Consider the following 13010-nt stretch of genomic DNA (forward strand, 5'->3'; position numbering starts at 1 on the left):
CGCCAGACCGAGCACGGATACCCCCGGGCCGGCCCCGACCGCACAACGACGGCAGGCGCGCGACCCACCGACCGCAGCCGATCCCTCGTAGCCGATCCCCCGCAGCCCATCCCTTCGCAGGTCAGCGCCATTGTCAGTGCCCGGGTGCAGGATGGACGCATGGTCAGCTCCGCACACCGAGCCCTGGACGGCTTCTCACAAGCGACCCGTGCCTGGTTCACGGGTGCCTTCGACGCGCCCACCGCCGCCCAGGCCGGAGCGTGGCGAGCCATCGGCGAGGGCTCGGACGTACTGGTCGTCGCCCCCACCGGCTCCGGCAAGACCCTGGCCGCGTTCCTGGCCGCCCTCGACCAGCTGGCCTCGACCCCGCCCCCGGCCGACCCGAAGAAGCGCTGCCGGGTCCTGTACGTGTCACCGCTCAAGGCCCTCGCTGTCGACGTGGAGCGAAACCTGCGGAGCCCGCTGACCGGCATCCGGCAGGAGTCGGTGCGCCTGCGCCTGCCCGAGCCCGAGGTGAAGGTCGGCATCCGCTCCGGAGACACCCCGCCGGCCGAGCGCCGCGCGCTGTCCACCCGCCCGCCGGACATCCTGATCACGACCCCGGAGTCGCTGTTCCTGATGCTCACGTCGGCCACGCGCGACGCACTGACGGGCATCGAGACAGTGATCCTGGACGAGGTACACGCGGTCGCGGGCACGAAGCGCGGCGCCCACCTCGCCCTCACCCTGGAGCGCCTGGACGAGCTGCTCCCGAAGCCGGCGCGCCGCATCGGCCTCTCCGCCACCGTCCGCCCGGTGGACGAGGTCGCCCGCTACCTCTCCCCCCGCCGCAAGGTCGAGATCGTCCAGCCCCCGTCGGGCAAGGAATTCGACCTCTCCGTAGTCGTGCCCGTCGAGGACCTGGGCGAGCTCGGCGGCTCCCCCGTCGCGGACTCCGACACGGGAGCCGAGCGCCCCTCGATCTGGCCGCACGTCGAGGAGAGGATCGCCGACCTCGTCCAGTCCCACCGCTCGACGATCGTCTTCGCCAACTCCCGCCGCCTGGCGGAGCGCCTCTGCAACCGGCTCAACGAGATCGCGTACGAGAGGGCGACGGGCGAGCCCCTGGAGGAGCACCACGCACCGGCCGAGCTGATGGGCGGCTCGGGCGCGGCCCAAGGAGCCCCACCGGTCATCGCCCGCGCCCACCACGGCTCGGTCTCCAAGGAGCAGCGCGCCCTCGTCGAGGAGGACCTGAAGGCTGGCCGCCTGCCCGCGGTGGTCGCCACGTCCAGCCTGGAGCTCGGCATCGACATGGGCGCGGTGGACCTCGTCGTCCAGGTCGAGTCACCCCCGTCCGTGGCATCCGGCCTCCAGCGCGTGGGCCGCGCGGGCCACCAGGTCGGGGCGGTCTCCACAGGCGTGGTCTTCCCCAAGTACCGGGGCGACCTCGTACAGGCCGCCGTGGTCACCGAGCGGATGCGCACCGGCTCCATCGAGTCCCTCCGTGTCCCCGCCAACCCCCTGGACGTGCTGGCCCAGCAGCTCGTCGCCATGACCGCGCTCGACACCTGGCAGGTCGACGACCTGCTCACCACGGTCCGCCGCGCGGCGCCCTTCGCGTCACTTCCGGAGTCGGCGTTCACGGCGGTGCTCGACATGCTCGCGGGCCGCTATCCCTCCGACGCCTTCGCCGAGTTGCGGCCCCGCGTGGTGTGGGACCGCGTCGCCGGTACGGTCACGGGCCGCCCCGGCGCGCAGCGCCTCGCCGTCACCTCCGGCGGCACCATCCCCGACCGCGGCCTCTTCGGGGTCTTTCTCGCGGGCTCCGACCCCAAGAAGGGCGGCGGCCGGGTCGGCGAGCTCGACGAGGAGATGGTCTACGAGTCCCGGGTGGGAGACGTCTTCACGCTCGGCACCAGCTCCTGGCGCATCGAGGACATCACCCGCGACCGCGTCCTGGTGTCTCCCGCCCCCGGTGTGCCGGGCAGGCTGCCGTTCTGGAAGGGCGACCAGCTCGGGCGTCCGCTCGAACTGGGCCGCGCGGTGGGCGCGTTCCTGCGCGAGGTCGGATCGCTGCCCAAGGACGACGCCCGGCTCCGCCTCCTCGCGGCGGGCCTCGACGCCTGGGCCGCCGACAACGTCCTGTCTTACCTGGCCGAACAACGCGAGGCCTGCGGACACATCCCGGACGACCGCACCATCGTCGTCGAGCGTTTCCGTGACGAGCTGGGCGACTGGCGGGTCGTCGTGCACTCCCCCTTCGGCGCCCAGGTCCACGCCCCGTGGGCCCTCGCGCTCGGCGCCCGCCTCTCCGAGCGGTACGGCATGGACGCCCAGGTCATGCACGCCGACGACGGCATCGTCCTGCGTCTCCCGGACGCCGACCTGATGAGCCTGGACCTGCTCGACCAGGAGCCCATGAAGCTGGGTACGGAGTACGACTCCGAGCAGGCCCCCGTAGGCGCGGCCGACGTCGCGTTCGACAAGGGCGAGGTCAATCAGATCGTCACCGACCAGGTCGGCGGCTCCGCCCTGTTCGCGTCCCGCTTCCGCGAATGCGCGGCCCGCGCCCTGCTCCTGCCACGGCGCAGCCCCGGCAAGCGCACCCCGCTGTGGCAGCAGCGCCAGCGCGCCGCCCAACTGCTCCAGGTGGCGAGCGAGTACGGCTCCTTCCCCATCGTTCTGGAAGCGGTCCGCGAATGCCTCCAGGACGTCTTCGACGTACCCGGCCTCACAGAGCTGATGGGCGACTTGGAGTCCCGCAAGGTGCGGCTCGTCGAGGTCACGACACCGGAACCATCTCCGTTCGCCCGATCACTGCTGTTCGGCTACGTCGCCCAGTTCCTGTACGAGGGTGACTCCCCGCTCGCCGAGCGGCGCGCCGCGGCCCTGTCGCTGGACTCGCGCCTGCTCGCCGAGCTCCTCGGCCAGGCCGAGCTGCGCGAGCTCCTGGACGCCGACGTCCTGACGGAACTGGAGAGCGAGCTCCAGTGGCTCACGGAAGACCGCCGCGCCAAGGACGCCGAAAGCGTCGCGGACCTGCTGCGGATGCTCGGCCCGCTCACCGACGCCGAACTGGCCGAGCGCGGCGCCGAGCCGGAGTGGGCCCAAGACCTGGCTTCGGCCCGCCGCGCCATCCGGGTCCGGATCGGCGGGGCCGACCACTGGGCGGCGATCGAGGACGCGGGCCGGCTGCGCGACGCGCTCGGCACGGCGCTGCCCGTGGGCGTCCCGGAGGCCTTCACCGAACCGGTCAAGGATCCGCTGGGCGACCTCCTCGCCCGGTACGCGCGCACGCACGGCCCGTTCACCTCGACCACGGCGGCGGCCCGCTTCGGCCTGGGTACGGCCGTCACCGACGGGGCTCTGCAGAGGCTCGCCGCGGCCGGCCGCGTCGTACAAGGGGAGTTCCATCCGGCGGGGATCGGCCAGGAGTGGTGCGACGCGGCGGTGCTGCGCCGGCTTCGGCGCCGTTCGCTGGCCGCACTGCGCCATGAGCTGGAGCCGGTGCCGCCCGCCGCGCTGGCACAGTTCCTGCCGCAGTGGCAGCACCTCGGCAGCGGGCACGGGCTGCGCGGCATCGACGGGCTCGTGCGCGCCATCGAGCAGTTGCAGGGCGCTTCGGTACCCGCGTCCGCGCTGGAGAAGCTGGTGCTGCCGTCCCGTGTCGCGCACTACGCCCCCGCGATGCTCGACGAGCTGACCGCCGCCGGAGAGGTCGTCTGGGCTGGAGCCGGCGCGCTGCCCGGCAAGGACGGCTGGGTGTCCGTCTACCTGGCGGACGCCGCCCCCCTGCTCCTGCCGCCCCCGCATCCCCTGGAGCTGACCGCGCTCCACCAGTCGGTCCTGGACGCCCTCTCCGGGGGCTACGGCCTGTTCTTCCGCCAGATCACCGACCAGATCCGTGCCACCACGCACCCCGATGCCACCGATCCCCAACTCGCGGACGCCATCTGGGACCTGGCCTGGTCGGGCCGCCTGACGAACGACACGCTCGGCCCGATGCGCTCTCTCCTCGGCTCAGGCCGCACCGCGGGTTCCACCGCCCACCGCGCGAAGCGCGCGATGCCCCGCGGACGGTACGGAAGCCTGACGTCCGCCGCGCGCCCCGCATCCCGGACGGGCCCGCCGACCGTCGCCGGCCGCTGGTCGCTGCTTCCCAGCCTTGAGCCCGACGCCACCGTGCGTGCCCACGCCCTGGCCCGTACTCTGCTCGACCGGCACGGCGTGGTCACCCGGGGCGCGGTCGCCGCGGAGGGCGTGCAAGGCGGCTTCTCCGCCGTCTATCGCGTCCTGTCCGTCTTCGAGGAGAGCGGCCAGGCCCGCCGCGGCTATGTGGTGGAGGGGCTCGGCGCCGCGCAGTTCGCGATGGACGGCGCGGTGGACCGACTGCGCGCGACGGCCAACGCACGCGAGCGGGGCGAGGCCCTGCCCGAGCCCGGGTTCCCGGGCATGCCCCCGTCCGACCACCCGAGCGCACGCACCCCGGGCCACGCCGACGGTCCCACCGAACACCCGGACCTCTTCGGCGACGACGCGGGCTTCCCCGCCCTCGACGCGCTCCGGTCGGACAGCGATCCGTACTCCTTGGGCCACGGTTCCGACTCCTTGGGCCAGGGCTTCGACTCCTTGGGCCAGGATTCCGAACCGCCCTTCCCCGGGCCGACGCCCGGCTCCGACCGGCGTTTTCCGCCCCCCTTCCCCGACACCCCTCGTACGGCCCGCACGGCCCCGCACGCCTTCCCAGGAGGCCCCGCCGCCCGTACACGCGCGGGCAACGGCAACGGCAACGGCAACGGCAACCGCGCGATCGTGCTGGCCGCCGCCGATCCCGCGAACGCCTACGGAGCGGCCCTGCCCTGGCCCGATCCCCCCACCGGCGCCGGTCACAAGCCCGGACGCAAGGCGGGCTCCCTGGTCGTGCTGGTGGACGGCGAGCTGGCCCTCTACATGGAGCGCGGCGGCAAGACACTCCTGGCCTGGCCCTCCACCCCTGGCGGCTCGCCCTCCGACGGCTCACCTCCCGACGACTCGCTCCTGCACGACCCACGCCTGCGCACAGCCGCCGAGGCGCTCGCCGAGGCGGCCCGCGCGGGATCCCTCGGCACGGTCACGGTCGAGCGGGTCAACGGCGCCTCCGCCCTGACGTCCCTCTTCGGCACCCTCCTGGAAGGAGCAGGTTTCCACGCGACCCCACGAGGGCTCCGCCTCCGCGCGTAAGGCAAGCCACCCAACGCCCGCCCACCTCCACCCTGCCCCTCTTCCTCCCCTTGCCCACTCCTCTCGTCCCCACCACACAAGACACCCCGCCCGCCCCATGCCACCCTGGACCCCATGCCCGAAGGAGACACCGTCTGGCAGACCGCCCGGCGCCTGCACACCGCTCTCGCGGGCCACGTACTCACCCGCTCCGACCTCCGGGTGCCCAAGTACGCCACGGCCGACCTCACCGGACGCACAGTCCTGGACGTCACCCCGCGCGGGAAGCACCTGCTCACGCGGATCGAGGGCGGCCTGACCCTGCACTCGCATCTCCGGATGGACGGTTCCTGGAAGGTGTACGCCCCGGGCGAGCGCTGGAGCGGCGGCCCGGGCCACCAGATCCGGGTGATTCTCGGCACCGCGGACCGTACGGCCGTGGGCTACCGGCTGCCCGTACTGGATCTGCTCCGCACCACCGACGAAGGCCGAGCCGTGGGCCACCTCGGTCCCGACCTCCTGGGCCCGGACTGGGACCCCGACAAGGCCCTGGCGAACCTCCTGCGCGACCCGGCCCGCCCCCTCGGTGAGGCGCTCCTCGACCAGCGCGATCTCGCCGGCATCGGCAACGTCTACAAGTGCGAGCTCTGCTTCCTTCTCCGCGCGACCCCCTGGCTCCCCATCGGCGACCTCCCCGCCGAACAGGCCGCCCGCCTGCCCGCCCTCGCCAAGAAGCTCCTCGAAGCCAACCGCGACCGCCCGGCCCGCACCACCACAGGCCGCCGCGACCAGAACCTGTACGTGTACGGCCGCGCGTCCCGCCCTTGCCTGCGCTGCCGCACCCCGATCCGCGCGGCGAACCAGGGCGACGGCTCCCGAGACCGCCCTACGTACTGGTGCCCGACCTGCCAGCAAGGCCCGTCCCCACGTCCCTGACCGCAGCCCTGCCGTACGCCTCCCACCTCACTACGTACAACCCGCCGCCGCTTGAAGCCCATCACGCACGACTAATTGACGACCCGTCAGAAATCCTCGTACCGTCCCCTCATGCCCGTCACGGCGTACGACCTCACCGGACGCACCGCATTCGTCACCGGCGCGGCGAGCGGTATCGGCCGCGCCTGCGCCGTACTGCTCGCGGAGGCGGGTGCCACCGTCCACTGCGCGGACCGCGACGCCCCGGGCTTGGACGAAACAGCGGCCCTCATCAAGAACACGGGCGGTACGGCACACTCGCACCCCCTCGACGTCACTGACCGCACCCAGCTCAAGGAGGCGGTCGCGGCCTGCGAGCGCCTGGACGTCATGGCCGCCGTCGCCGGGATCATGCACAGCAGCCCGGTCCTGGAGACCCGCGACGAGGACCTCGACCGCGTACTCGGCGTCAACTTCAAGGGCGTTCTGTACGCCTGCCAGGAGGCTGCCCGCGCGATGATCGCGTCCGGTACGCGCGGCAGCATAGTCACGATGGCCTCGGGAGCCGTCGACACCGGCGGCCCGGGCCTGCTCTGCTACGGAGCGGCGAAGGCGGCCGTCGTCCAGCTGACGAAGACCCTGGCATCCGAGATGGGCCCGCACGGTATCCGCGTCAACGCGGTGGCGCCGGGCTGGATCCGAACGCCGATGACCGACCGCCACGACGCCGAGGCCCAGGCGCGGACCGAAGGGTTCATGGCCCGGATGTCACCGCTGGGCCGAGTCGGCGAGCCGGAGGACATCGCCCACGCGGTCCTGCACCTCGCCTCCGACGCCTCCTCATTCACAACGGGCCAGATCCTCCGCCCCAACGGGGGCGTGGCCATGCCGTGGTAGCGAGGCAGCAACACGCGCCACCCCCCACACCAACGCAACCAACCGCACCGCGAGACAACGCCCAGCACCGGCCCCCGCCCCCACACACGCGACACCCCAGCGGGTAGTGGATGTCTCAGGAACGGCAGGAGCGGCGGGAGCGGCGCGAGCCGCGGTACCTGCAACCGACCCGCACCCACACTCACGTACCTTCCCCGGAAAGCCGTTCAGGAAGACCCGCCCCGCCCCACCAGCGGCCCCCGCCTCCTCCGCCAAGCCTCCGAAGCGCGCCGTATCCATTGATCCGACCCGACCGCCCCCACAGCGCGCCCCTTCGGCACGCAGTGCACCGGAAGCAGGCTCAGCCCCCACCCGCCGGCCGCGACCGCCCCCTCCAGCACGCCGGCGTCCGGCGCGAACGCCAGCCGTATCGCGGCCCACCACCACAGCCCCCCAATGACCAGGGCCAGCCCCCACCTGCCTATTCGCCCCATCCGCCCAGCCATGGCACCACCTCCAGCCCGACGTCCGACGTTAGACCGCCGCGTTCACCCATCGACAGGGCGCACCAACACAAACAGGGCGCCCGGTGCACACCACCAGCTCCCGCCCCACACCCGCACACCCGGCGCCGAACCCGAATCCGCAGCCGCAGCCGCAGCCGCAGCCGCAAAAACCGCCCCGCCCCCAGCCACAACCCACGCAACCCAGCAGCGCCAACGGGAACGTCACCCGTTCTCCGCCTGGAACATCCAGTGATGCTTCTCAAGATCCGCGGTGATGCCGATGAAGATGTCCTGGCTCACCGGATCCGCCTCCCCGGTCGCCGCGACCCGCCCCCGCATCCGCCCGATGACGGCCCCGAGGGCGTCCACGAGCGCCCCCACAGCGTCGGTGTCCTTCACCCACCCGTCCGGTACGGCCCCGATACCGCTACTGCTCGCGACGGTCGCGGCACGTCCGTCCGGCGAGACCCCGAGCGTGGAGGCACGCTCGGCCACGGTGTCGGAGTGCAGCCGGGCGGTGTCCACGACCTCGTCGAGCTGGAGATGGATGGACCGGAAGCGAGGTCCGACCACGTTCCAGTGAATCTGCTTCGCCACGAGCGACAGATCCACCAGATCGACCAGCGCACCCTGCAGCGCCTCGGACACGGTCTTCAGATCAGCATCGGACAACGAGCTCTTCACGACGTACATGAACATCCTCCGGTCAGCAACGACCCCCGGCTTCCGCCCCCGCTCCTCCACCATGGCGGCCCCAACCAATACCGGCAAACGCTGACAAAACGCACCACACCCGCAAGCCGATGCCCAAGCCGGACCCTCCGACCAGCCCAGACACACGCCCCCCACGCCCCCACACCCGGGCCACACCCCTCCCCGAAGCCCACCCCACTCCAGCCACTTCAGCCCAGCCCACCCCACCCACGCAAAAGCCCCGACCGCCCCCCTCCGGGTCTCCCCGGAGAGGGCCCCGGCCGGGGCTCTCACACAGTTCTTCTCATCTCAGGTCGCGGGCGCGAGCCCGTGAGCGTCAGGCGGCGACGACGTCGACCGCCTCTGCAGGCGCCTTGATGGTCACCCGTTCCGGTGGCACACCACGCACCGAGACGGAGTTCAGCCTTGGGCGTACCGGCGTGGGCACAGGCTCGGTGGCCGCTGCCGACTGGGCCAGCTCGGCGAGTGCCAGCTCGTCGCTCACTTCCCGCATGAGCTCGGACATCCGTACGTCCAGCGCGTCGCAGATCGCGGAGAGCAGCTCGGAAGAAGCCTCCTTCTGCCCCCGCTCCACCTCGGAAAGATAGCCGAGTGAGACTCGGGCGGACGAGGAGACTTCGCGCAGAGTACGGCCCTGGCGCTGGCGCTGCCGACGCAGCACGTCACCAAGCAGGCGACGGAGCAGAATCATCGGTGGCTCCCTCCTCGGACCGCGTAGCCGCATCCTTCTCGCCCCACCGTACCGCCTTGCGCCGCGGCCGTGCGGGGAGCGATGTCGTGTTCACTCAGGGCTGCAAACATCAAAACCCCCCGTTCTGTTCCGTATCCTGTGCCCGCTCATTCTCAGTGAGTTCGCCCACAAGCTGCTCCAAAAGCAGTGCGAGCACGCTCCGTACACTCTCCATACGGATTTCCGTCCGGGAGCCGTTCAACCGCAACGCCACCACTTTCCCGCCAAGAACGTCCTCGCCGGACGCTCCGCGCGGGCCGTCCACGGCCACGAAAACCGTGCCGACGGGCTGTCCGTCCTGGGGCTCGGGACCGGCGACACCGGTCGTCGCGATCCCCCAGTCCGCGCCGAGCACCTTGCGTACACCGGCCGCCATCTGGGCCGCGACCTGCGGATTCACCGCTCCGCGCCGATCAAGCAGGGTGGCGTCGACGCCGAGTACGTCACGCTTGAGATCGGTGGCATACGCGGTCACCGAGCCACGGAAGGCCTTGGAGGCTCCGGGCACCGCCGCGAGGTCCGCCGCCACCAGACCGCCGGTCAGCGACTCAGCGACAGCGAGCGTCTCGCCCCTCACTGTGAGTAGTCGCAGCACTTCGGCGGCCCTGGAGGTCACGCTTCCGCCTCCTCGGCGGCTGCTTCCCGCTCGGCCAGTCCCTGGCGCCGCAGCACAATGGCCTGTCTCACATAGTCGAGCCCGGTGACGACGGTCAGCGCGACCGCCACAGCCATCACCCAGAACCTCAGGGTCGCCAGTGGCCCCGTCAGCGCCAGGACGTACATCCCGACGGCCACGCCCTGTGCCAGCGTCTTTATCTTGCCGCCGCGGCTGGCGGGGATCACGCCGTAGCGGATCACGACGAAGCGCATCAGGGTGATCCCGAGCTCACGCCCGAGGATCACGCCCGTCACCCACCACGGCAGATCCCCGAGCGAGGAGAGACAGATCAGCGCCGCTCCCATGATCGCCTTGTCGGCGATCGGGTCGGCGATCTTCCCGAAGTCGGTGACGAGGTTGTACGTACGCGCGAGGTGGCCGTCGAAGACGTCCGTGATCATGGCGACGGCGAAGGCGGCCCAGGCCCAGGCCCGCCATACCGGGTCGTATCCGCCGTCGGCCAGCATCAGCGCCACGAAGCCCGGCACGAGCACGAGCCGGAGCATGGTGAGGAGGTTGGCGACGTTCCACAGGCTGGCCTGGTTGACGGCCGCCGCGCTCAGCTTCCCGCCGCGCGGAGTCTTCGAGCCCTGGGCGCCGGAGGCACCCGTACCAGAGGTTCCCTTGCCGGAGGCGCCGGAAGGGCCGGCAGCTCCACGCGTACCGGGCGCACCGGGCCCGCCCGCCGCGGATGCCGGGACTCCGGTCATCTGGCCGCCTCCTCAGTACACACGAGCGAGCCCGGGAGCGGCTCGGCCACCAGGTCGACACCTTCCGTACCGACCACCTTCGCCTCGACCATACGGCCGACGGTGAGACCCTCGCCGCTTGTGAACAGCACCTGGCCGTCCGTCTCGGGGGCCTGGTGCGCGGCACGGCCGTACGCGGCCTCCTCCTCGCCCGCGGAACCGGCGGAGCCGACCGAGCCGACGGACTCGACCAGCACCTGCAGGGTCTCCCCCACGCGCTCCTCCGCCCGCTGGGAGACCAGCTCCTCGGCGAGCCGGGACACGCGCGCGAGGCGCTCGGCGACCACGTCCTCGTCCAGCTTGTTCTCGTACGTCGCCGCTTCGGTGCCGTCCTCGTCGGAGTACCCGAAGACGCCGATGGCGTCCAGCCGCGCGCCCGTCAGGAAGCGCTCCAGCTCCGCCAGGTCGTCCGCGGTCTCGCCGGGGAAGCCCACGATGAAGTTGGACCGCACACCGGCCTGCGGGGCCTTGGAACGGATGGTGTCGAGCAGCTGCAGGAACTGGTCGGTGTTCCCGAAGCGCCGCATCGCGCGCAGCACCCCGGGGGCGGAGTGCTGGAAGGACAGGTCGAAGTAGGGCGCGATCTTCGGTGTCGAGGTCAGTACGTCGATGAGCCCGGGCCGCATCTCGGCGGGCTGGAGGTAGCTGACCCGCACCCGCTCGATCCCGTCGACGTCGGCGAGCTCGGGCAGCAGCGTCTCCAGGAGGCGGATGTCGCCGAGGTCCTTGCCGTACGAGGTGTTGTTCTCGGAGACAAGCATGACCTCCTTGACGCCCTGCTCGGCCAGCCAGCGCGTCTCGCCCAGGACGTCGGACGGCCGCCGCGAGATGAAGGAGCCGCGGAAGGACGGGATGGCGCAGAAGGAGCAGCGCCGGTCGCAGCCGGAGGCCAGCTTCACCGAGGCGACGGGGGAACCGTCGAGCCGGCGGCGCAAAGGGGCGCGGGGGCCCGACTCCGGAGCGAGGCCCTCCGGGAGATCGACGGGAGCGTGCCCCGGAAGGGCGACGTCCGCGCCGGCGCTCTGCCGCTCGGCCGGGCTGATCGGCAGCAGCTTGCGCCGGTCGCGCGGGGTGTGGGCGGCGTGGATTCCGCCGTTCAGGATCGTCTGGAGCCGGTCGGAGATGTCGGCGTAGTCGTCGAAGCCGAGCACACCGTCGGCCTCGGGCAGGGCCTCGGCGAGCTCCTTGCCGTACCGCTCGGCCATGCAGCCGACGGCCACCACGGCCTGCGTTCTCCCGTGGCCCTTGAGGTCGTTGGCCTCCAGGAGGGCGTCGACGGAGTCCTTCTTGGCGGCCTCGACGAAGCCACAGGTGTTGACGACCGCGACGTCCGCGTTCTCGGCGTCCTCCACGAGGTGCCAGCCGTCCGCCTCCAAGCGGCCTGCGAGCTCCTCCGAGTCCACCTCGTTACGGGCGCAGCCAAGAGTGACGAGTGCGACGGTACGGCGTTCAGGCATGGGCTCAAGACTACTTCGTCCCACTGACAGCCCACGTCGACGGGGTTGGCCGATCTTGGCCAACCCCGTACCTGCATGCCCCTTGAGGTCGCTTGTCCGACCTCTCGGTCGCTCATCCGACCTCGGGGTCGCCCTTCGTGTACGAGAGGCGCTCGACCTGGCCGGGCTGGAACTCGTCCGCGATCTTCTTGCCGTTGACGTAGAGCTGAAGCGCTCCCGCGTCACCGAGGACGAGGTCGATCTTCTCCTTGTCCTGGAAGGTCTTGGAGTCGCCCTTCTTCAGGAAGCCGTCGAAGAGCAGCCGCCCGTTGTGGTCCTTGGCCGAGATCCAGCTGCGCCCGTCGGGGGCGGTCACCTGGACGGTCACCTTGTCCTGCGGCGCGGCCGCGATGGCGCTGTCCGACGGGTCGGGCTTGGGATCGGCGGGCTTGGTCGGGGTCGGCTTGGTCTTGACGGGCTTGCTGGCGTCGGGCGTGGATCCCTCGGCGACCTGCGTCTTGTTGCCGCCGTCTTCGTCGTTGACCAGCGTGAACCCGACGAAGCCGATCACCGCGACGATCGCGGCGACCATGGCCGCGGTCCAGTTCGGACCCCGGCGCTCCGGACGGATCCGCTCGGCCTCGAACATCGGTGCGGCGGGGGTCGGCGCGGGCCGCCCGCCGTGCTCGTCGTCGTACTGGGCGAGCAGCGGCGCCGGATCGAGGTGGACGGCGCGCGCCAGCGTCTTGAGGTGACCGCGCGCGTAGACGTCGCCGCCGCAGGGCGTGAAGTCGTCCTGTTCGATCGCGTGCACGATGGCGATGCGGACCCTGGTGGCGTTGGTGACGTCGTCGACGGTCAGCCCGGCAGCAATGCGCGCCTGCTGCAGAGCATGGCCGATCGAAGGGCGATCACCCTTTTCGATTTCGATGGGAGGCTCGTCCTGAGGTGAGTTGTCGTCAGGGGAGTTGCCGATGGACACGGGGGCGCCTTTCGAGCGTGTAGCCACCTGTGCTGGAGGTTCAGTCTAGGGGGGTTACGAAAGGGTGGGGCAACCGGGCGGTGGGACTTTGTACGCCATCAGAACAGCCGGTCATCCTGATGGTGGGACACGTGCCTGTCCCTTCCCTCAACTTGACGTGCGACGAAGGGAAACGGTTGCTCACGTTTCCCTTACGGGTGAGTCACGTTCGAATCACCCACGTGGCCCTGACGTGCTCACCCACGTGGTCGTGGCCCTTCCGC

Annotated in this window: 10 protein-coding genes; 3 read left to right on the forward strand and 7 right to left on the reverse strand. The window is 71.4% G+C overall.

What is annotated here, in order from left to right:
* Positions 1-159 precede the first annotated feature (159 nt).
* From OHA11_RS11580 to OHA11_RS11590, 3 genes are all read left to right on the forward strand, one after another.
* Positions 160-5202 (forward strand): ATP-dependent helicase, encoded by a 5043-nt coding sequence (locus OHA11_RS11580; RefSeq protein WP_266494943.1) that lies wholly within the window; start codon positions 160-162, stop codon positions 5200-5202.
* A 114-nt stretch (positions 5203-5316) separates the two neighbouring features.
* Positions 5317-6117: an Fpg/Nei family DNA glycosylase gene (locus OHA11_RS11585; RefSeq protein WP_266494969.1), complete on the forward strand. Its 801-nt coding sequence runs from the start codon at positions 5317-5319 to the stop codon at positions 6115-6117.
* Between the two features lie 111 nt (positions 6118-6228).
* Positions 6229-6993 carry an SDR family NAD(P)-dependent oxidoreductase gene (locus tag OHA11_RS11590; RefSeq protein WP_266494972.1) on the forward strand — a complete coding sequence of 255 codons (765 nt, stop codon included), beginning with the start codon at positions 6229-6231 and terminating at the stop codon, positions 6991-6993.
* Positions 6994-7199: 206 nt separating this feature from the next.
* On the opposite strand, the gene OHA11_RS11595 is transcribed toward OHA11_RS11590, so the two are convergent.
* From OHA11_RS11595 to OHA11_RS11625, 7 genes are all read right to left on the reverse strand, one after another.
* Positions 7200-7466: a hypothetical protein gene (locus OHA11_RS11595; protein ID WP_266507088.1), complete on the reverse strand. Its 267-nt coding sequence runs from the start codon at positions 7464-7466 to the stop codon at positions 7200-7202.
* Positions 7467-7700: 234 nt separating this feature from the next.
* On the reverse strand, positions 7701-8171 hold the full coding sequence (locus OHA11_RS11600; RefSeq protein WP_266494975.1) for a Dps family protein: 471 nt from the start codon (positions 8169-8171) through the stop codon (positions 7701-7703).
* Positions 8172-8508: 337 nt separating this feature from the next.
* Complete coding sequence (locus OHA11_RS11605; protein WP_266494978.1) at positions 8509-8883, reverse strand: helix-turn-helix domain-containing protein; 375 nt, start codon at positions 8881-8883, stop codon at positions 8509-8511.
* 109 nt (positions 8884-8992) lie between these two features.
* Positions 8993-9538 carry a CinA family protein gene (locus OHA11_RS11610; protein WP_266494980.1) on the reverse strand — a complete coding sequence of 182 codons (546 nt, stop codon included), beginning with the start codon at positions 9536-9538 and terminating at the stop codon, positions 8993-8995.
* Positions 9535-10290 (reverse strand): CDP-diacylglycerol--glycerol-3-phosphate 3-phosphatidyltransferase, encoded by a 756-nt coding sequence (pgsA, locus tag OHA11_RS11615; RefSeq protein ID WP_266494982.1) that lies wholly within the window; start codon positions 10288-10290, stop codon positions 9535-9537. The genes OHA11_RS11610 and pgsA overlap by 4 nt, the downstream gene beginning before the upstream one ends.
* On the reverse strand, positions 10287-11786 hold the full coding sequence (gene rimO, locus OHA11_RS11620; protein WP_266494984.1) for a 30S ribosomal protein S12 methylthiotransferase RimO: 1500 nt from the start codon (positions 11784-11786) through the stop codon (positions 10287-10289). Before rimO ends, pgsA begins: the two co-directional genes overlap by 4 nt.
* Before the next feature lie 112 nt (positions 11787-11898).
* On the reverse strand, positions 11899-12747 hold the full coding sequence (locus OHA11_RS11625) for a helix-turn-helix domain-containing protein (RefSeq protein ID WP_266494986.1): 849 nt from the start codon (positions 12745-12747) through the stop codon (positions 11899-11901).
* Between the last annotated feature and the right edge of the window lie 263 nt (positions 12748-13010).

Source organism: Streptomyces sp. NBC_00878, assembly GCF_026341515.1.
Classification (GTDB): domain Bacteria; phylum Actinomycetota; class Actinomycetes; order Streptomycetales; family Streptomycetaceae; genus Streptomyces.

Excerpts from the sequence above, each read along its gene's own strand:
- OHA11_RS11580 (WP_266494943.1), top strand. The coding sequence starts at position 160 with ATGGTCAGCTCCGCACACCGAGCCCTGGACGGCTTCTCACAAGCGACC.
- OHA11_RS11585 (WP_266494969.1), top strand. The coding sequence starts at position 5,317 with ATGCCCGAAGGAGACACCGTCTGGCAGACCGCCCGGCGCCTGCACACC.
- OHA11_RS11590 (WP_266494972.1), top strand. The coding sequence starts at position 6,229 with ATGCCCGTCACGGCGTACGACCTCACCGGACGCACCGCATTCGTCACC.
- OHA11_RS11595 (WP_266507088.1), bottom strand. The coding sequence starts at position 7,466 with ATGGGGCGAATAGGCAGGTGGGGGCTGGCCCTGGTCATTGGGGGGCTG.
- OHA11_RS11600 (WP_266494975.1), bottom strand. The coding sequence starts at position 8,171 with ATGTACGTCGTGAAGAGCTCGTTGTCCGATGCTGATCTGAAGACCGTG.
- OHA11_RS11605 (WP_266494978.1), bottom strand. The coding sequence starts at position 8,883 with ATGATTCTGCTCCGTCGCCTGCTTGGTGACGTGCTGCGTCGGCAGCGC.
- pgsA (WP_266494982.1), bottom strand. The coding sequence starts at position 10,290 with ATGACCGGAGTCCCGGCATCCGCGGCGGGCGGGCCCGGTGCGCCCGGT.
- rimO (WP_266494984.1), bottom strand. The coding sequence starts at position 11,786 with ATGCCTGAACGCCGTACCGTCGCACTCGTCACTCTTGGCTGCGCCCGT.